The 17,788-nt window shown below is 67.4% G+C and carries 18 protein-coding genes; 12 read left to right on the plus strand and 6 right to left on the minus strand.

The features are described 5' to 3' along the window. Window positions 1–17: 17 nt before the first annotated feature. From thrS to ACSF9G_RS00435, 3 genes are all read right to left on the minus strand, one after another. Window positions 18–1,961: a threonine--tRNA ligase gene (gene thrS, locus ACSF9G_RS00425; protein WP_436637004.1), complete on the minus strand. Its 1,944-nt coding sequence runs from the start codon at window positions 1,959–1,961 to the stop codon at window positions 18–20. Between the two features lie 202 nt (window positions 1,962–2,163). Further along, on the minus strand, window positions 2,164–2,505 hold the full coding sequence (yidD, locus tag ACSF9G_RS00430; protein WP_436637006.1) for a membrane protein insertion efficiency factor YidD: 342 nt from the start codon (window positions 2,503–2,505) through the stop codon (window positions 2,164–2,166). Continuing rightward, a complete protein-coding gene (locus ACSF9G_RS00435) occupies window positions 2,502–2,951 on the minus strand; it encodes an iron-sulfur cluster assembly scaffold protein (RefSeq protein WP_436637008.1) in 450 nt (149 codons plus the stop codon). Before ACSF9G_RS00435 ends, yidD begins: the two co-directional genes overlap by 4 nt. A gap of 237 nt (window positions 2,952–3,188) precedes the next feature. On the opposite strand from ACSF9G_RS00435, the gene folE reads away from it, so the two are divergent. From folE to ACSF9G_RS00450, 3 genes are all read left to right on the plus strand, one after another. Continuing rightward, window positions 3,189–3,818: a GTP cyclohydrolase I FolE gene (gene folE / locus ACSF9G_RS00440; RefSeq protein WP_261618353.1), complete on the plus strand. Its 630-nt coding sequence runs from the start codon at window positions 3,189–3,191 to the stop codon at window positions 3,816–3,818. Between the two features lie 698 nt (window positions 3,819–4,516). Next, the gene (gene hisI, locus ACSF9G_RS00445; RefSeq protein WP_436637010.1) at window positions 4,517–4,945 is read left to right on the plus strand and encodes a phosphoribosyl-AMP cyclohydrolase; all 429 of its coding nucleotides are present in this window, start codon (window positions 4,517–4,519) and stop codon (window positions 4,943–4,945) included. A gap of 218 nt (window positions 4,946–5,163) precedes the next feature. Next, window positions 5,164–6,132, plus strand: coding sequence for a patatin-like phospholipase family protein (locus ACSF9G_RS00450; RefSeq protein ID WP_436637012.1), 969 nt, complete (start codon window positions 5,164–5,166; stop codon window positions 6,130–6,132). A 58-nt stretch (window positions 6,133–6,190) separates the two neighbouring features. Here ACSF9G_RS00450 and ACSF9G_RS00455 read toward each other — a convergent pair whose 3' ends face one another. Further along, window positions 6,191–6,619, minus strand: coding sequence for a CBS domain-containing protein (locus ACSF9G_RS00455; protein ID WP_436637014.1), 429 nt, complete (start codon window positions 6,617–6,619; stop codon window positions 6,191–6,193). Between the two features lie 122 nt (window positions 6,620–6,741). Between ACSF9G_RS00455 and ACSF9G_RS00460 the strand changes: the two genes are divergently transcribed. Next, complete coding sequence (locus ACSF9G_RS00460) at window positions 6,742–8,067, plus strand: DUF2157 domain-containing protein (RefSeq protein WP_436637016.1); 1,326 nt, start codon at window positions 6,742–6,744, stop codon at window positions 8,065–8,067. Continuing rightward, window positions 8,064–8,675, plus strand: a complete 612-nt coding sequence (locus ACSF9G_RS00465) for a GDYXXLXY domain-containing protein (protein WP_436637018.1) — start codon at window positions 8,064–8,066, stop codon at window positions 8,673–8,675. The genes ACSF9G_RS00460 and ACSF9G_RS00465 overlap by 4 nt, the downstream gene beginning before the upstream one ends. On the opposite strand, the gene ACSF9G_RS00470 is transcribed toward ACSF9G_RS00465, so the two are convergent. Beyond that, on the minus strand, window positions 8,672–9,430 hold the full coding sequence (locus tag ACSF9G_RS00470) for a rhomboid family intramembrane serine protease (RefSeq protein ID WP_436637020.1): 759 nt from the start codon (window positions 9,428–9,430) through the stop codon (window positions 8,672–8,674). The genes ACSF9G_RS00465 and ACSF9G_RS00470 overlap by 4 nt on opposite strands. Before the next feature lie 136 nt (window positions 9,431–9,566). On the opposite strand from ACSF9G_RS00470, the gene ACSF9G_RS00475 reads away from it, so the two are divergent. From ACSF9G_RS00475 to ACSF9G_RS00505, 7 genes are all read left to right on the plus strand, one after another. Further along, entirely contained in the window at window positions 9,567–10,211 is a 645-nt protein-coding gene (locus ACSF9G_RS00475) for a PAS domain-containing protein (protein WP_436637022.1), read from the plus strand. A gap of 308 nt (window positions 10,212–10,519) precedes the next feature. Further along, window positions 10,520–12,037 (plus strand): DUF4153 domain-containing protein, encoded by a 1,518-nt coding sequence (locus ACSF9G_RS00480; RefSeq protein WP_436637024.1) that lies wholly within the window; start codon window positions 10,520–10,522, stop codon window positions 12,035–12,037. Between the two features lie 34 nt (window positions 12,038–12,071). Beyond that, window positions 12,072–12,770 (plus strand): response regulator transcription factor, encoded by a 699-nt coding sequence (locus ACSF9G_RS00485; RefSeq protein WP_436637026.1) that lies wholly within the window; start codon window positions 12,072–12,074, stop codon window positions 12,768–12,770. Beyond that, the gene (locus tag ACSF9G_RS00490; protein WP_436637028.1) at window positions 12,767–13,774 is read left to right on the plus strand and encodes a HAMP domain-containing sensor histidine kinase; all 1,008 of its coding nucleotides are present in this window, start codon (window positions 12,767–12,769) and stop codon (window positions 13,772–13,774) included. The genes ACSF9G_RS00485 and ACSF9G_RS00490 overlap by 4 nt, the downstream gene beginning before the upstream one ends. Before the next feature lie 123 nt (window positions 13,775–13,897). Continuing rightward, complete coding sequence (locus ACSF9G_RS00495) at window positions 13,898–15,418, plus strand: fused MFS/spermidine synthase (RefSeq protein WP_436637030.1); 1,521 nt, start codon at window positions 13,898–13,900, stop codon at window positions 15,416–15,418. Between the two features lie 98 nt (window positions 15,419–15,516). Continuing rightward, on the plus strand, window positions 15,517–16,161 hold the full coding sequence (locus ACSF9G_RS00500) for a PilZ domain-containing protein (protein ID WP_436637032.1): 645 nt from the start codon (window positions 15,517–15,519) through the stop codon (window positions 16,159–16,161). Between the two features lie 292 nt (window positions 16,162–16,453). Continuing rightward, complete coding sequence (locus tag ACSF9G_RS00505; RefSeq protein WP_436637034.1) at window positions 16,454–17,092, plus strand: transglutaminase-like cysteine peptidase; 639 nt, start codon at window positions 16,454–16,456, stop codon at window positions 17,090–17,092. 143 nt (window positions 17,093–17,235) lie between these two features. Here ACSF9G_RS00505 and ACSF9G_RS00510 read toward each other — a convergent pair whose 3' ends face one another. After that, window positions 17,236–17,763, minus strand: coding sequence for a gamma carbonic anhydrase family protein (locus ACSF9G_RS00510; protein WP_436637036.1), 528 nt, complete (start codon window positions 17,761–17,763; stop codon window positions 17,236–17,238). Window positions 17,764–17,788 lie beyond the last annotated feature (25 nt).

Genomic DNA, 17,788 nt, shown 5'->3' on the forward strand with positions numbered 1-17,788 from the left:
CCGGTCGGATTTTCGGCTCAGGCGACCTTCGCCACCCCGGCCCGTTTCAGGTCGGGCGGCGTCGCCTCGTCGACGAACGCGGTGATGGCCTGATCCAGCGGCAGCAGCGCTTGGTCCTTGGAGCCGAGCCGGCGTACGTTGACCGTGCCCTCCTCGGCCTCGCGCTTGCCGCAGACGACGATCGCCGGCACCTTGGCCAGCGAGTGCTCGCGCACCTTGTAGTTGATCTTCTCGTTGCGAAGATCGATCTCGGCGCGGACGCCCGCCGCCTCCAGCCGGTCGAGGACCTGCCGGGCGTAGTCGTCGGCGTCCGAGGTGATGGTGGCGACCACCACCTGCACCGGCGACAGCCACAGCGGCAGGTGGCCGGCATAGTTCTCGATCAGGATGCCGGTGAACCGCTCCAGCGAGCCGAACATCGCCCGGTGCAGCATGACCGGAACGTGCTTCTCGCCGTCCGCGCCGATGTAGAACGCACCGAGACGGTCCGGCAGGTTGAAGTCGACCTGCAGCGTGCCGCACTGCCAGTCGCGGCCGATGGCGTCGCGCAGCACGTACTCGAGCTTCGGCCCGTAGAAGGCGCCCTCGCCCGGATTGAGCTCCCAGGCGATGCCGGCCGCCTCGCAGGCCTTCTTCAGCGCGTCCTCGGCCTTGTCCCACACCGCGTCCGAGCCGACCCGCTTCTCCGGCCGGTCCGAGAACTTGATGCGCACGTCCTCGAAGCCGAAGTCGCGGTAGATCGACAGGATCAGCGCGTTCACCGAGATGCATTCCTCGGTGATCTGGTCCTCGGTGCAGAAGATGTGCGCGTCGTCCTGGGTGAAGTGGCGCACGCGCATCAGCCCGTGCAGCGCGCCGGAAGGCTCATAGCGATGCACCTTGCCGAATTCGGCGATGCGCAGCGGCAGGTCGCGGTAGCTCTTCAGGCCGTTCTTGAAGATCTGCACGTGACCGGGACAGTTCATCGGCTTGCAGCAATGCACCCGCTCGTCCGGCGTGATCGTCGTGAACATGTTCTCGCCGAACTTTTCCCAGTGGCCCGAGGTCTCCCACAGGCCGCGCTCCATCATGTCGGGCGTGTTCACCTCGACGAACCCGCCCTCGTGCTGGCGCCGGCGCATGTAGGCGATCAGCGCCTGGAACAGGGTCCAGCCGTTGGCGTGCCAGAACACCGCGCCGGGCGCCTCCTCCTGGAAGTGGAACAGGTCCATCTCGCGGCCGAGGCGGCGATGGTCGCGCTTTTCCGCCTCCTCCAGCATGGTCAGGTAGGCCTTGAGGTCGTTGTCGTTGGCCCAGGCCGTGCCGTAGATGCGCTGGAGCATCGGATTGTTGGAATCGCCGCGCCAGTAGGCGCCGGCCAGCTTCAGCAGCTTGAAGGCGTTGCCGATCTTGCCCGTCGACGGCCCGTGCGGGCCGCGGCACAGGTCGGTCCACGCGCCCTGGCTGTAGAAGCGGATGTCCTGATCCTGCGGGATCGCGTCGATCAGCTCGACCTTGTAGGCCTCGCCCTTCTCGCCGAAATAGCGGCGCGCCTCGTCCCGGTCCCAGACCTTCTTGGTGAAGGCGGCGTCGCGGCCGATGATCTCGCGCATCTTCGCCTCGATCTTCGGGAAGTCGTCGGGATGGAACGGCTCCTCGCGGGCGAAGTCGTAGTAGAAACCGTTGTCGATCACCGGGCCGATGGTCACCTGGGTGCCGGGAAACAGCTCCTGCACCGCCTCGGCGAGCACGTGCGCGCAGTCGTGCCGGATGATCTCCAGCGCGTCGGGCAGGTCGCGCGTGACGATCTCGATGCGCGCGTCGGCGGTGATCGGTTCGGCGAGGTCGGTGAGTTCGCCGTCGAGCTTCACCACCATCGCCTTCTTGGCCAGCGACTTGGAGATGCCCTCGGCGATCTCGGCGCCCGTGACGCCGTCGGGGAATTCGCGCTTGGATTCGTCGGGGAAGGTAAGCGTAATCATGGTCTTCTCCTGCTCAACTCCTGCAAACCACGCAGGTAAGCGGTTTTGTCGGGTGGCCGCCGCGCGCGGCAGACACCGGTTTTCCTATGCCCCGCCCGGTTGTCCCGCGCGGGCGCGGCCCGGGCATTTCATGTCCCTTCGACGCAATTGCCGGGCAGAGCCCGGCAATGACGGAATGGGGCATCCCGATCACCGCGCCGGATCAGTCCGCATCCGGGCGAAGCGTGATGTGACGGCCGCTCCAGCGACCGTAGCGCCACGGCTTATACCAGCGCGCATCCTCCGGCAAGCCGTCGGGAATCGGATCGAATCCGGACGATCCCCACGGATTGCAGCGCGAAAACCGGGCTATACCCATCCACAGGCCGGGCCAGGCGCCATAGGTCGTGATCGCGTCCTCGGTGTATTCCGAGCAGGTCGGCAGATAGCGGCAGCGCCGGCCGATCAGCATCGACAGCGTGTAGCGGTAGACGCGGATGAGCCCGATCAGCAGGCCGCCGGCGATCCGCGACGCGATACCCGGCTTTGCGGCGGGCGACGTCAACAGGCCGCGGATTCCTTCTGCTTCGCCAGCGCCATCTCGACAGCCTCGACCGTGGCGTTGAAGGTCAGCATGGTGGAGGCGTGCCGCGCCTTGAAGTCGCGCACCGGTTCCAGCACCGCGCAGTCGGCCCAGCGTCCGTCCGGCGGCGGCCCGTTTTCCTTGAGCATCGCCTGCATCGCGTCGCGCACCGCGATCAGCTCGGGCAGCGTCGCGCCGATCACGTGCTGCGCCATGATCGACGAGGCGGATTGCCCCAGCGCGCAGGCCTTCACCTCGTGGGCGAAGTCCGACACCTGGTCGCCGTCCATCTTCACGTCGACCGTCACGGTGGAGCCGCACAGGCGCGAATGACCGGTCGCGGTCCCGTCGGGATCGGACAGCCGGCCCAGCCGCGGGATATTGCCGGCCAGTTCGAGAATGCGCTTGTTGTAGATGTCGTCGAGCATCGTCGGAATCTTCCGGTTTCCGTTACCGGTACCGCAAGGCTGGCTTTTGGCCCCTCTCCTTGCGGGGGGGAGTGCGCCCCTATATATCGAGACGGAAGGGTGGCGCGGCAAGCCGTTTATGGAATCGGCGAATTTTGGCCCTATAATTGATCCGTTCCGGACCACGCGTCGTTTGAGTCCGGAACGCAACACAGAAGGGTGCTGACCGCCATGTCCGATAGCTCCGGCAAGAACTCGATGGACGCGATCCTGCGCAACCTGTCGACGTCGTCCGTCGAGACCCGCGAGCGCGACGCCGCGGCCCGGCCGAGCCGCGAGCAGGTCGAGGCGGCGGTGCGCACGCTGCTCGCCTGGACCGGAGACAACCCCAAGCGCGAGGGCCTGATCGACACGCCGCATCGCGTGGCCAAGGCCTACGAGGAGCTGTACGGCGGCTATTTCGAATGCCCGATCGAGGCCCTGTCGCGCACCTTCGAGGAAGTCGGCGGCTACGACGACATCGTGCTTCTGCGCGACATTCCGGTGCAGTCGCACTGCGAGCACCACATGCTGCCCTTCGTCGGCAAGACGCACATCGCCTACTATCCGGAGGGCCGCGTCGTCGGCCTGTCGAAGCTCGCCCGCGTCGTCGACATCTATGCCCGGCGCCTGCAGACCCAGGAAAACCTCACCGCGCAGATCGCCACCACCATCGACGAGGTGCTGCAGCCGCGCGGCGTCGCGATCCTGATGGAAGCGCAGCACATGTGCATGAGCCTGCGCGGCGTGCGTAAGCACGACGTCTCGACGATCACGACCCAGTTCACCGGCCTGTTCCGCGACGACCCGGACGAGCAGGACCGCTTTCTGCGCCTGATCCGCAACTAGCCGGCGCCACCGCGCACCGCCCCCTGTCCGCCGGAAGCGACGGCCGCATGGGTCCCGGATCACGTCCGGGACACGCGTTTGGTCGGGGGCAGCAGCGGTGATCCAAATATAAGCCGCGTGCTCCGGGCTTGACCCGGAGCCTAGGGGCCTCGGCCGGATCGCCGAGCCGTCTCCATTCACGCGTCATGCCCGGGCTTGACCCGGGCATCTCGTGCCATACGCCTGAGATTGCCGGATCAGGCCCGGCAATGACGTGCAAGGGGGAGGGACACCCAATTTCGACGTCGGCGGCCATGTCGCGCGGAGGGGCCGAATGGGTCCCGGATCAAGTCCGGGACACGCGTTTCGTCGGGGGCAGCAGCGGTGATCCAAATAGAAGCCGCGTGCTCCGGGCTTGACCCGGAGCCTAGGGGCCTCGGCCGTATCGCCGTAACCTCTCCCTTCCCCGTCAAGCCCGGCAATGACGTAAAAGTGGCCGGCTCTCCGGCTTTTCGGGCATCAGCAAGGACGGCGGCTTCCTCTCCACGTCATGCCCGGGCTTGACCCGGGCATCTCGTGCCACACGCCCGGGATTGCCGGGTCAATCCCGGGCATGACGCTGCAGAGGGCGCCCTGCGCGCGCACTGCCGTCGTTTGCCGTCCGTCCCCGCACGGCTCCCGATTGACATTCGCCGCGCCGGACGCTTTGTGTCGACGCCATGGATACGCTCTTCCCCGCTCCCGGCGACAAGGCCGCACTCGAAGACGGCGACCGGCTGACGCCCCGGTTCGGCCCCGACGGCCTCGTCACCTGCGTCGCGACCGACGCGGCGACCGGCGAGGTGCTGATGCTCGCCCACATGAACGCCGAAGCGCTGGCGAAATCCATCGAGACCGGCATCGCCCACTACTGGAGCCGTTCCCGCCGCGAGCTGTGGCGCAAGGGCGATACCAGCGGACAGGTGCAGACCATCGTCGAGATGCGGGTCGACTGCGACCAGGACGCCGTCTGGATCAGGGTGAGGGTCGGCGGCGACGGCAACAGCTGCCACACCGGCCGCCGCTCCTGCTTCTATCGCGGCGTGCCGCTTGGTGCGGATCCCGCCGAAGGCGTGGTTCTGCGCTTCGATCGGGCCGACGACGCCTAGAAATCGCCGGACCAGCCCGAGCAGGCCGGTTTCGCCCCCGAATCGGCGCATTTTGCTGCGTTCATGCCGCCGACGGGGCCAGCAATGCCATCTCCTTTGGCGTCAGTCTTGCGTGGCAGACCGGGAACCGAGCGCCGGTTGAAGTCAGCGTCCTTCTGGGGGACATCGTGTTCCAGGCTGTTACACGTCGGGTCAGAGTAGTACGTCGGGTGAAAACAATGTCGACGGTCGACAAGCCGACGGAAGACGGACCGCGTCCGGCAAGGTCCGGCCGCCCGACGATCGGCATCGCCCTTGGCGGCGGCGCGGCGCGCGGCTGGTCGCATATCGGCGTGCTGCGCACCCTGGAGGCCGCCGGCTACGCGCCCGACATCATCGCCGGAACCTCGATCGGCGCCGTGGTCGGCGGCTGCTATGCCGCCGGCAGGCTCGATGGTCTCGAGGACTTCGCCCTCGGCCTCAACCGCCGGCGCATGTTCGGGCTGATGGACTTCAATCTCGGCGGTTCCGGCCTGATCACCGGTACCCGCCTGAGCGATCTGCTGGAAAAGCAGTTCGGCGACACCCGGACCGAGTCGCTGTCGCGAAAATTCTGCGCCATCGCCACCGAGCTCAACACCGGTCACGAGATCTGGCTGTCGCAGGGCAGCCTGGTCGATGCGATGCGGGCCTCCTACGCCCTGCCCGGCGTATTCCGGCCGGTGAAACTCGCCAACCGCTGGCTGATCGACGGCGCGCTGGTCAATCCGGTCCCGGTTTCGGTCTGCCGCGCCATGGGCGCGCGGCTGGTGATCGCGGTCAACCTGCACGCCGACGTCTTCGGCCGCGGCACCATCCAGCCCTATTGGGACGAGGCCCAGGCCGAGAACGGAGCCGAGCCGATGGCGCCGCCGCCCCGGTCCGCCGGGCGCATGGTGCGGCGCCAGATGTTCGGCCATCGCGACGGCGCGCCGGGCATTTCCTCGGTCATGATCGATGCCTTCAACATCACCCAGGACCGCATCGCCCGCGCCCGCCTCGGCGGCGATCCGCCCGACGTCACCATCGCCCCGCGCATGCGCAAGATCGGCCTGTTCGAGTTCCACCGCGCCCGCGAGGCGATCGCGGGCGGCATCGAGGCGACCGAACGCGCGCTCGAGGAGATCGCCGAAGCGGTCGAGACGCTCGGTCAGGCCGAAAGAGCCTGACCGCCCCGTGGACTGCCGGGTGAGTCACGGGATGATCCACGGGTCGGGCGATGGGGCCTCAGGCGGTGATATATTCGCGCATGGCCATCGCTTCGGCTTCGGCCTCGGCGATACGGTGCTTCACCACGTCGCCGATCGAGATGACGCCGGCGAGCCGGCCGTCCTCGACAACCGGCAGATGGCGGAACTTGCCTTCGGTCATCCTGCGCATGACGTTCGCGACCAGATCGTCGGGCTCGCAGGTGACGACCGCCTTGGTCATATAGTCGCGCACCGGGCGCTCGAGCGCCGCCGATCCCTGGCGCGCGACGGCGCGCACGAAATCGCGCTCGGAGAAGATTCCGTCTATCCGGCTGCCGTCATGGCTGATGACGACGGCGCCGATCCCCTTCGTCTCCAGGAGATCGCATATGTCCGACACGCGGCTGTCCGGTCTGGCGGTGACGACATCGCGTCCCTTACGGGTAAGAATTACGGCTACGGTCATTCACAATACCTCCCTGGAATCGGCTCTCCTTGGGTGGCTAGGTCGGCTATGATGCGCCCGACTCGGGAAAGGTGCAATCGTTCGCCCGAAAAACGTGTGATTCGCTCGGCGGCAATACCGTGATGCTGGACGCCCTCTACAAACGACGCTTGGAAGCCGATCTGCGGACGTGGCGCGAACGCGGATGGGTCACCCAGGAGTCCGCCCAGTCGATCCTCGACACCGTGAAGGTGGACGGCGGCCCGCGCACGGCCATCGTCATCGGCTTTCTCGGCGCGATCCTGATCGCCTTCGCCGCGATCGCCTTCGTCGCCGCCAACTGGTCCGAGATCGCCCGCCCGCTGCGCCTCGCTATTCTCGTCGGCGGCATGGCGGTCTGCTACGGATCGGCGGTCCTGTTCGACCGCGCCCGCCATCCCTGGTTCGCCGACGCCGCGATATTCGCCGGCGCCGCCCTGTTCGGCGCCGCGATCATGCTGGTCGCCCAGAGCTATCATATTTCCGGCGACTATCCCGATGCCCTGCTGATGTGGGGCGCCGGCGCCTTCTTCGCCGCCGTCCTCGGCCCCTCTCGCGCCGCCCTGCCGCTCGCCCTTGGCGTGCTCGGCCTGTGGAGCTGGTACGAGATGATCGAGTTCGACTGGACCGTCCACTGGCCCTTCCTGATCCCGCTGGCGCTGATGGCCGTCGTCGTCAGCGCGTGGAACTGGCGGCCGGGCATGCACCTCGTCGTGCTGGCGCTGATGGGCTGGATCGTCGTGGTGGTGTTCAAGCTTGCCGACACCGCGGACCTGGCCTTCGCCACTTCGGTCGGCCTGTGCGCCGCCGCCGCGCTGGCGATGTTCGGAACCGGGCGTTTCACCGCGTCGCGCGCGGAGGGAACGAAGACCGGACGGTTGGGCTCGGTTCTGTCGACCTACGGCCTGTTCGCGTTCCTGGCGTCGCTGATAGTTCTGCAATTCGCCCTGCGCGACAGCCCGACACCCGAAATCGGCGACGAGGGCATGGCGCTGATCGCCGCGGCGGTCATCGCCGTGATCGGATCGCTGCTCCTCGCCGCGGCCGCCTCCGGCCTTCGCGCAATCGCGCTCGACGCCGCGATGCCGATCCTCGCCGCCGTCGGGGCGGCCGGCCTGACGCTCGCGGCGGCGAACAGCACGGAGTTCGCCAATTCGCTGACGCTGCAGGTGCTGCTCGGCATCCTGGTGATCGCCGCCAGCGTCTGGGCGGCCGCCTACGGGACGCGACACCACAGCCGTTCGGCGGCGACGTTCGGCCTGCTCGCCTTCGCCGGCGAGGTGCTCTACCTCTATTTCGTCACGTTCGGGACGCTTCTGGATACCGCGCTGTTCTTCCTGGTCGGCGGCCTCCTGCTGATCGGGCTCGCCGCCATCCTCGTGCGCCTTCAGCGACGCCTTAGCCCTCCGATTCAGGGAGAACCGGCATGACGGCCCCGTCCCGTAGCTGGAAGGGCGTGGCGCTGCGCCTGTTCGTCGTGCTGGTGCTTCAGACCGCCGCGCTCGGCTGGATGGTGATGAGCCGCGCCGACCTGCTGCGCACCGGCACCGAGGTGACGCTCAACGTGGTGCCTGTAGATCCGCGCGACCTGTTCCGCGGCGATTTCGTGTGGCTTCAATACGACATCACCACGCTGCGCCCCGGTGTGATCGGCGGGGATTCGGATTTCAGGGTCAACGATGCGATCTGGGTCGTGCTGGATACCAGCCTCGCCGGCCCGGCGCGGCCGGCCGGCGTGTTCAAGCATCAGCCGCCGGCCCTGCCCGAGCGCACGGTGATCCGCGGCCGGGTCACGTCGGCCTACGAAGGCCCCCCGCCCGTCGACGATCCGGAGGGCTGCCCCACGCCCTGCCGCACGCTGCGCGTCGAATACGGCATTGAGCAGTATTTCGTGCCGGAAGGCGAAGGCCGCAATCTCGAGAACGTGCGAAACGATGGCCGCGTCACGGTGGTGGCCGCTGTCGATACCGACGGTCGCGCCGCGATCAAGAAGCTGCTCGTCGACGGGATCGAGCGCTACCAGGAACCGTTGTTCTAGTGCCCCTGCTCACCGCCGTCGGCGCCGGTTCCTCGTATCGACTTCGGCGGCCGCGCCGGATCGAAGATCCCGAACAGCAGCAGGCCGACCAGGAATCCCCCGATATGCGCCTGCCAGGCGATCGGCGCGTCCTGGCCGGGGATCATCGGCGTCGCCCCGAACGCGAGATTGACGGCGAACCAGATCACCACGAAGGCGAGCACGCGAATGTCGCGGAACGCCTCGACAAGCGGCTCGGCGGGCTGTTTCCAGCGCTCGTCGTTGTCGTCGGGATTGCCGAACAGCACGGGGCGCTGGAAGGCGAAGCGCACCGCCGCGCCCATCTGCCCCGAGATTGCCGCCGAAGCGCCGATCATCGGCACCGCCTCGCCCCAGTGGGTGGCCAGATGCAGCGCTGCGCCGGCGACGGCGGCGGCCCCCGACAGGACGAGGAAGCGGATCGTCCCGAAGCGACGAAGCACGGGCGTTCCGAACGCCACCATCCAGGCGACGTTGATGCCCAGATGCATCCAGCTGCCGTGCAGGAACGCATAGCTGACGAACGTCCAGGCATCGGCCGCGAGCCCGCCGGGCAATTGCCCGTAATACGCGAAAGCGGGGTCGTAGCGCGCCGGCAGGAACCCGAACGTGACCACGGTCCACACCCACGAGTCCGGGCTCAGAAAAAGGGTCAGGCTGTGGATTACGGTAAGAACAACGCCGATCACGACGATGGCCGCAGGCAGGTTGAAGATCGGCTCGCGTCGATTTTGCACCGCGTTTCAAACCCTTGCGTCGGAATGTGCCGGCGGGCAGGTCCGATTGGCACGCAACCTGCGATTCACCCTTTCGCTAAGCACCTGATTGGCAAGGCGGTGTCAACCGGGGACAGATCGGATCGGAGGGAGACGTATGTGGAAGTCACCTGAGTTCCGTGGTGGTCGCCATGGAACAAGTATCAGACACGCTGCCAATCGCACCTTGTATCGTTATTGGGACGGCTTGCGAGGCGAGCGGCCGGCGCCGATGCGCCACGAGATCGAGCCCACGGAGATCGGCGCCATGCTGTCGGACACCTTCATCCTGGAGGTGACGGCGGACCGAGAATACGCCTACCGGCTCGCCGGCACCCGTGTCTGCGGCTATTTCGGCCATGAGCTCAAGGGCACGGACTGGCTCGACGGCTGGTCGGACCACGCGCGCGAGGCGCTGTCGACGCTCATGCGCACCGTCGTTTCGGAAGGCACCGGCGCCCTTGTGGGCTTCACCGGCCAGACCGAACGCGGTCACGCCTGTCCATTCGAAACGCTGGTGCTGCCACTCGTCAATCGCGGCGCCTCCTTCACCCGCATGATCGGCGCCACCATGCCGCTGGACCAGCCCTATTGGCTCGGCGCCTATCCGGTCGTGAACCTGGACCTGACCGCGCTGGACGTCCTGTGGCCGAACAATTCCAGCCACTTCCGTCCACCGCCGCGCAAGCCGGGCGCCGCCGGCGACTTCCCGCTGCTGCGCAAGGGCCATTTGGCGCTCTACGACGGCGGGCGAACGGACTGAGACCGTCTCGTCGCCGGCGCCCGACACCGGGTGCCGGCGCCCCGCGTCTGCACGATTTCTGCTGAAAAAATCCGCGGTTCCTGACCGCCTGCGCTGCAATTCCTGCATCCGCGCCCGCCATAACGGGCGCATGGAACGCACGCACCGAACACCCTCCCGGCAACGCCTGTCCCCGCCCCCCTCGCTCTTGCGGGACGGCTGGTGGCTCGTCGCCGCGCCACCGCCGCCGCAACCGTCGCGCCCCGCCGCGATCGTCATCCCGTTCCCCGACCCGAACCGACCACCAGCCAAGACCGGGGAGATCGCCGATGACCGGCCCTGATGCCGCAATCGCCGTAGCGCAAGGCACGAACGACCCGGTCCCGCGCGCCGCGATCGCAGCGCTCGCAATGGTCGCCGCCGCCGATTGGCTCCTCTATGGCGAACCGCAGCCGGGCATTTCGATCGTCCTGTTTTTCGTCGTCCTCGCCGTGGCGGTGGCATGGACGAATGCCGCGACCCTGTCCCCTCGCAACGGTCTCGTCGGGTCGACCACCCTCGCCCTCGCGCTGCTGCCGGGCGTCGAGAATTCCGGCCTGATCCAATTCGTGTTCGCCGCCTGCGGCACCGCCGTTTTCGCCCTGGCGGCCACGGATCGGTTCCACGGCGCGCCGGCCGAGCGCGCGACCCGACTTGCCGGCCTGATCCTGCTCGGTCCCCTTCGGCTGATCCCCGACGTGATCCGTTCGCGCGCGATCTGGCGGCGAAAACTCGTCGGCCGTCTTTCCGTGGGGCAGATGACGGCATCGATCCTTCCCGTAATCCTGTTCGCCGTTTTCGCGGCCCTGTTCGCCACGGCCAATCCGGTGTTCGACCGGTGGCTTGCCGCCGTCGACATATCCGCCCTCTTGTCAGGTCCGGACGCCGTCAGGCTCGTCTTCTGGTTTCTCGCCGCCTCCTTCGTCTGGCCGTTCATCCGCCTAGGGTTCGCACCGGAGCGCGAACACGTCGCTCGCCCCGCCGCCGCGCCCGCTCCCGTTCCCGGCCAGCTGCTCGGCGCATCGATCGTTTTGCGGTCCCTGCTGGCCTTCAATCTGCTGTTCGCGGTCCAGACCGCCCTGGATCTCGCCTATCTGTGGGGCGATCTGGAGCTCCCGGACGGGATCACCCACGCGGATTACGCCCATCGCGGCGCCTATCCGTTGATCGTCGTCGCCCTACTTTCCGCCGCCTTCGTGCTGGTGGCCATGCGGCCCGGCGGCGATACCGACCGTGCCCCTGCGGTTCGGGCGCTGGTGCTCGTCTGGATCGGCCAGAACGTCCTGCTGGTCGTCTCCGCCGTCCTTCGGCTGGACCTCTACATCCAGACCTACTCCCTGACGATGCTGCGGGTCGCCGCCTTCATCTGGATGGGAGTGGTCGCCGCCGGACTGGTCCTGATCGTCGTCCGCATCCTGTTCGCCAGATCCAACGGCTGGCTCGTCGGGGCCAATGCACTCGTCCTGGCCATCACGCTGTATGCGGCCTGTTTCGTGAACTGGCCCTTCGTGATCGCGCGCTATAACGTGGACCACAGCTTCGAGATCGCGCACGAAGGTCCCTCGCTGGACGTCCGCTATCTCTACCGGCTCGGCCCTCAGACCATCCCCGTCCTCGAGGGGTTCGTCGCGCGGCTGGACGGCAAACCGTTCAAGAAACGCGAATTGGCCAAAACCTATGCAAGAAGACTGCGCGACGGCTTTGCGTATTCCAGAAACGGCTGGCGGCGCTGGACTCTGCGCGATCAGCGCCTGGCGGGCTACCTGGCTGGCGAACCGGATGGTAAAGCCGGGCGGAAAGACGACTGATAGTTCCCGGGCGTCCTGACGAGAGGCGAAAGCCGTGCACCGCATCCTGGTTGTCGACGACGATACGCATATCCGCGACGTCATCTGCTTCGCGCTGGACAAGGCCGGCTACGCGACATCCGTCGCAAGGGACGGGGTGGAGGCCCTGTCCCGGTTCTCCGCCGACCGGCCCAGTCTGATCGTTCTGGACGTCGGAATGCCTGAGATCGACGGGCTGGAGGTCTGCCGCCGGATCCGAAAGTCATCCGAGGTGCCGATCCTGTTCCTGTCGGCCCGGGACGACGAGGTGGACCGCGTCATCGGCCTGGAGATCGGTGGCGACGACTACGTTACCAAGCCCTTCAGCCCGCGCGAGCTCGTTGCCCGCGTCGGCGTCATTCTGAAGCGGACCGGCAAGCCCGAAGCCGCTCCGCATAACGACAGACCGCTGAAACATGGCGACATCGTTCTCGATCCGGCCCGTCACGAGGCGCGCCTGGACGGCATCGCCATCCACCTGACCGGGCTCGAATTCGCGATCCTTCGGGCCTTCTTCTCGCGGCCGGGCATGATCTTCACCCGCGATCAGATCGTCGGCTCGGCCTACGGTGACAACTTCCATATCTCCAGCCGCACGGTCGACAGCCACGTCCGCAACATCCGCGCGAAATTCGCGGACGCCGGCTGCAGGGCGGTCATCGAGACTGTCCACGGCGTCGGCTTTCGCCTCGCGTCCTGCACGGTGGATGCATGACCCGCCGGTTTGTCTCCGACAAATGGCGCCCGAACCTGGGCATGATCGTCTTCGCCGTGCTGGCGGTCGTCGCCGCCCTGCCCTTCACGGCGGCGGTTCTTCTCGAGTTCGACGAAAACCGCTTTCAGGGCCGCTATGGCGCCGCTCCCGAGATCCTCGGCGTCCTCGCCGTCGCGGCTGTCACGCTTCTCGTCGGGCTCGTCTTCCTGCGCACAACCACGCGACCCATCGCCGAGTTGCGCCGGCGCATGAGCGCCATCGGCAACGGCGACCGCGATGCGATCGCGCCGATGGCCCAGGCGGGCACCGTCGAGATCGCCGACCTCGCCGAAGGCGTGCTGACGATGGCCGAGAGCCTGTCGTCGCGATCCGACTACGTCTCGACGCTCGCCGCGCACGTCTCGCACGAGTTCAAGTCGCCGCTGACATCGATCCGCGGCGCCGTCGAACTCCTGAAGGATTCCGGCGCGACCATGAGCGAGGCCGAGCGCGCCAGGTTCCTCGACAACATCGAGGCCGATGCCGACCGGCTGACGGCCCTGGTCCGCCGCCTCCGGGAGTTCGCGATGGCGGAAACCCCCAGCGCCGGAGGCGTCGCCGCGCTCGAGGCCGTCATTCGCGCCATCCCCGACGCGACCCCCGACTTGCGCATCGAGCGCCACCTCGATCCGGACCTGAAGATCCGCATGGGCCGGGAAAGCGCGCTAATCGTGTTCTCCCATCTGGTCGACAACGCCGCGCAGCACGGCGCGGCCGTCGTCACCATCACCGCAGCCAACGAGGACGGAACGGCGCGGATTGTCGTCGCCGACGATGGTGCGGGCATTTCCCCGCACAACCGCGACAAGCTGTTCGATGCCTTCTTCACGACCCGGCGCGATAGCGGCGGCACCGGCATGGGCCTGAACGTCGTGCAATCCATGCTGCGCGCGCACGGGGGAAGCATCCGCTTGCTGGAGGGCGAAGGCGGCGCGGCGTTCGAGATACGCCTGCCGGCGGGGTGATGGCCGGCCCGCATCCGGCTTCCGCCACGCAATCAGCACAGGACATCGGCCCGGCGCCCGACTAGTCTACCGGCACAGGCTACGGCATGGGCTACGGGGCGGGCAGGCGGTTCGGGACGGCGAATGGTGACGAGAACGGCGTTCCACTACCTGGTTGTCGTGACGGTGTCGTCCGCCTGCGGGCTCGCGGTCGAGATCACCGCCGGCCGTCTGATCGCGCCCTATCTCGGGATGTCGTTGTATACCTGGACGGCGGTCATCGCGGTCGTTCTCGCCGGTTTTTCCCTCGGGCACTGGATCGGCGGCCACATCGCGGAGGCGCCGCAGGAGACGGTCAGGCGACGGGTCGCCTGGGCGCTGCTGCTCGCCGGCCTGTCGACCGCGGCCAGCCTCGTCCTCATCCGGCTCGTGTCCGGCCCGATCGTCGCCGCCGGCATGACGCCGGTCCCGACGATCCTCGCCCTGACGATGGCGCTGTTCTTCCTGCCGAGCGTCTTCGTCGGCATCCCCTCGCCGGCCCTGGTGAAGCTGGCCATCGACGAAAATCCGCCGCGCATCGGCCGCCTGCTCGGCCTGTTTTACGCCGGCGGCGCGATCGGCGCCATCGTCGGCACCCTGGCGACGGGCTACCTGTTTATCTCGTGGCTCGGCAGCACCCGCACGCTGCTGCTCGTGGCCGCGCTCTATCTGGCGATGGGCGCCTCGCTGCTTGTGGTGCGGCCGCAAACCCAGCCGGCCGGCGCAGTGACGGTTCCCCTCGTCGTGGTCGCCGTCCTGGGCGCCGCGATCGCCGCCGGCGGCATGCGTGTGTCCGCCTTCACCGGCAACTGCGACGTGGAAAGCGACTACTATTGCATCCGCACGCTCGACGTCAGCGATGAGGTCGGCACCGAGGCGCGCCTGATGGTGCTCGATCATCTCGGCCACAGCATCAGCAGCCGGGACGAGCCGCAGAGCTTCCTGATGCCCTATGTCGATGCCCAGGACATGCTGGCGCGGATGCACAGCGGCAGGCGCACGCCGTTCCGCGCCTTCTTCATCGGCGGCGGCGGCTTCACGCTGCCGCGGGCCTGGCTCGCCGCGCGGCCCGACGCCGAGATCACCGTCGCCGAGATCGACCCCGCCGTCACCGCCGTGGCCATCGGCGAGATGTGGCTGCGCCCGGACGAGCGACTGACGATCGTCCATCAGGACGCACGCCAGGTGCTGTCGCACGACCGGGCCGAGCGCTACGACGTCATCGTCGGCGATGCCTTCCACGATATCGCCGTTCCGCCGCATCTGGTGACCAGCGAGTTCTTCGCGCTCGTCCGCGCGCGGCTGGCCGACGACGGCATCTTCCTGATGAACGTCATCGACAGCATCTGGCGGCCGCGTCTCGCCCTGTCGATCGCCGAAGCCCTGAAGCCGAGCTTCGCCCGGATCGAGATCTGGGCGCTGCAGCCTTCCGGCGAACGGACCACGTTCGTGATCGCCGCGCTTGACGCACCGAGCCCGGTCGACCGCCTGCCGCTGCGCAGCGATCCCGCGCAGGCCTTCGTGCGCCTGTCCGCCGACGCCGTCGAGGCGCTTGTCGCCGCGATCGACCCGGTAATGCTGACAGACGACTACGCGCCCGTGGACAGGCTCATCGGCGTCGAGTGACCCCGGAGACGTCCATTACAAAACCTTTGCCGGCAATTACGGCCTGTTAACCAGAATAATCTAGCGTGCGGGTTGGCATGATCCGCCGGCTGTAGGGTATGGCTGGCAATTTCTGGAGTCCGAACCCGGTGATGGGCGCGAAAGCTGCGGCGATACTGCCACTCAGCGAGGAAAAGCGGCGCTTCCAGCGCGTCCGAGTGAATATACTCGGCCGGTACATGCTGCCCAACAAGCGCGAATACCCCTGCCAGGTCGTCGACATGTCGCCGGGCGGCGCCCGTCTCGTGGCGCCCGAGGTCGGCGAGGTCCATGATCGCGTCATCGCCTATCTCGACCATATCGGCCGCGTCGAGGGGCAGATCGCCCGCGTGTTCGACGGCGGGTTCGCCATCTCCATCAACGCCACCACGCACAAGCGCGACAAGCTGGCCAGCCAGCTCACCTGGCTCGCCAACCGCGACCTAGGCCTGCCCGAGGATCGCCGCCACGCCCGCCTGGTGCCGCGCAATCCCTATTCCGAGATATCGCTCGCCGACGGCCGCAGGTACCGCTGCAAGGTGCTCGACATGTCGCTGTCGGGCGCCGCGATCGCCTGCGAGATCTGCCCCGCCCCCGGCACCCCGGTGCGCATGGGCAATACCGAGGGCGTCGTCGTGCGCCAGATCGAGGGCGGCTTCGCCATCGAGTTCTCGACCGTCCAGTCGATGGAAACGCTGACCCGGCAGTTCGGGCAGATCCAGTAGGCGCCGCGCGCGCCTAACCCTTCCCCGTCTCGTGACTTGATCCGGCCCGTGGTGCGTCCCCCGGGCACCGACCGCCTTTGCCTGCATCCACGTCCGCGCCGTCGCGCATGATCGCCAGCGCAGAACGTCGCGGATCGCCCGCCCGGGCATGGTTAACTCAAGATGAAATCTATCTTAAGTTTTGGTTTAAAACAAAACTCAAGCTTGCTTCAAATAAATCCGCGCCGATTTCTCGTATCTAAAAACGTCTCTGGCATATTCCCCTTCAACGATCAAGACAGGGGGCTGTCAGATGAAGTTTCGTTTAGCGGCATCGGTGCTGTTTCTCGGTTTGCTCGGCGCCACCGCCCACGCTTCCCCGAATCCCGGACAGAACGCCGGACAGGACACCGACGAGACGCGCATGTCGGAATACGCCGCCACGCGCCCGCCGATCGGCTATGTCCAGTTCTGCCGCCAGAACCCGGCCGACTGCGACATGCAGTCCGTCGGCGCGCATCGCCCGACCCTGTCGCCGGCGCGCCTGCAGCAGCTCACCGAGATCAACAACCTCGTCAACAAGGCGATCGCCCCGATCACCGACCAGGCCCTGTACGGCGTGCCCGAGATGTGGACCTACCCGTATGATCGCGGCGATTGCGAGGACTACGTGCTGCTCAAGCGCCGCCTGCTGATGGAGCGCGGCTGGCCGGCCTCCTCGCTGCTGATCACCGTCGTTCGCGACGCCCAGGGCGGCCACGCGGTGCTGACGGTGACCACGGCCGCCGGCGACCTCGTGCTCGACAATCAGGAATCGGAGATCCGCTTCTGGCGCGACACGCCCTACGAATACCTGAAGCGGCAGTCCAAGGTCGATCCGAACCGCTGGGTGTCGCTGCGCCAGCTGACCGACCGTCCCGATATCGCCGTCGGCGGCACCACGCGCCGCTGAGCCCGGCGCGAGCCAACAGGAGAGTTCTGACGCAAGAGTTTTGACCCGGTCGTGTCCCCACCCCTCCGTCCGTCGAGACCGGGTCTTACGGAGCCGGCCCTTCCCCCCAGGGCCGGCTCCACATTTTTTAGGGCGGTGACGTCCTAGATTTCCTTCAGGCCGGCGGCGTAGCGGCGCGCGTTGTCGGCATAGTGCTGGGCCGAGACCTTCAGGCCGGCGATTTCGGCCTCCGTGAGCACGCGCACGATCTTCGCCGGGCTGCCGAGCACCAGCGACCCGTTCGGGATCTCGCGGCCCTCAGGCACCAGCGCGTTGGCGCCGATCAGGCAGTTCTCGCCGACCCTCACCCCGTTCAGCACCGTCGCCCCCATGCCGACCAGCGAGCACGGCCCGATCGTGCAGCCGTGCAGGATGGCCATGTGGCCGATGGTGCAGTCGTCGGCGATGGTCAGGGGAAAGCCCATGTCGGTGTGAAGGACGCAGCCGTCCTGGACGTTCGAGCGTTCGCCGACCTCGATCCATTCGTTGTCGCCGCGCAGCACGGCGCCGAACCAGACGCTGGCGTCCGCCTTCAGCCGCACCTTGCCCATCACGCTGGCGTTCGGCGCGATCCAGTAGCGCCCGTCCTGCGGCAGATCGGGGCCCACCCCGTCGAGCGAATAGACCGTCATGTCGTGCCTCCCCTTGGCGTCCCGT

The sequence above is a fragment of the Microbaculum mangrovi genome, assembly GCF_051390635.1.
GTDB lineage: Bacteria > Pseudomonadota > Alphaproteobacteria > Rhizobiales > Tepidamorphaceae > Microbaculum.

Coding starts and splice junctions, on each gene's coding strand:
- ACSF9G_RS00510 (WP_436637036.1), bottom strand. CDS start 17,763: ATGACGGTCTATTCGCTCGACGGGGTGGGCCCCGATCTGCCGCAGGAC.
- ACSF9G_RS00475 (WP_436637022.1), top strand. CDS start 9,567: ATGTGGAAGTCACCTGAGTTCCGTGGTGGTCGCCATGGAACAAGTATC.
- ACSF9G_RS00495 (WP_436637030.1), top strand. CDS start 13,898: ATGGTGACGAGAACGGCGTTCCACTACCTGGTTGTCGTGACGGTGTCG.
- folE (WP_261618353.1), top strand. CDS start 3,189: ATGGACGCGATCCTGCGCAACCTGTCGACGTCGTCCGTCGAGACCCGC.
- hisI (WP_436637010.1), top strand. CDS start 4,517: ATGGATACGCTCTTCCCCGCTCCCGGCGACAAGGCCGCACTCGAAGAC.
- ACSF9G_RS00450 (WP_436637012.1), top strand. CDS start 5,164: ATGTCGACGGTCGACAAGCCGACGGAAGACGGACCGCGTCCGGCAAGG.
- ACSF9G_RS00490 (WP_436637028.1), top strand. CDS start 12,767: ATGACCCGCCGGTTTGTCTCCGACAAATGGCGCCCGAACCTGGGCATG.
- ACSF9G_RS00500 (WP_436637032.1), top strand. CDS start 15,517: ATGGCTGGCAATTTCTGGAGTCCGAACCCGGTGATGGGCGCGAAAGCT.
- ACSF9G_RS00455 (WP_436637014.1), bottom strand. CDS start 6,619: ATGACCGTAGCCGTAATTCTTACCCGTAAGGGACGCGATGTCGTCACC.
- ACSF9G_RS00460 (WP_436637016.1), top strand. CDS start 6,742: ATGCTGGACGCCCTCTACAAACGACGCTTGGAAGCCGATCTGCGGACG.
- thrS (WP_436637004.1), bottom strand. CDS start 1,961: ATGATTACGCTTACCTTCCCCGACGAATCCAAGCGCGAATTCCCCGAC.
- ACSF9G_RS00465 (WP_436637018.1), top strand. CDS start 8,064: ATGACGGCCCCGTCCCGTAGCTGGAAGGGCGTGGCGCTGCGCCTGTTC.
- ACSF9G_RS00480 (WP_436637024.1), top strand. CDS start 10,520: ATGACCGGCCCTGATGCCGCAATCGCCGTAGCGCAAGGCACGAACGAC.
- ACSF9G_RS00435 (WP_436637008.1), bottom strand. CDS start 2,951: ATGCTCGACGACATCTACAACAAGCGCATTCTCGAACTGGCCGGCAAT.
- ACSF9G_RS00505 (WP_436637034.1), top strand. CDS start 16,454: ATGAAGTTTCGTTTAGCGGCATCGGTGCTGTTTCTCGGTTTGCTCGGC.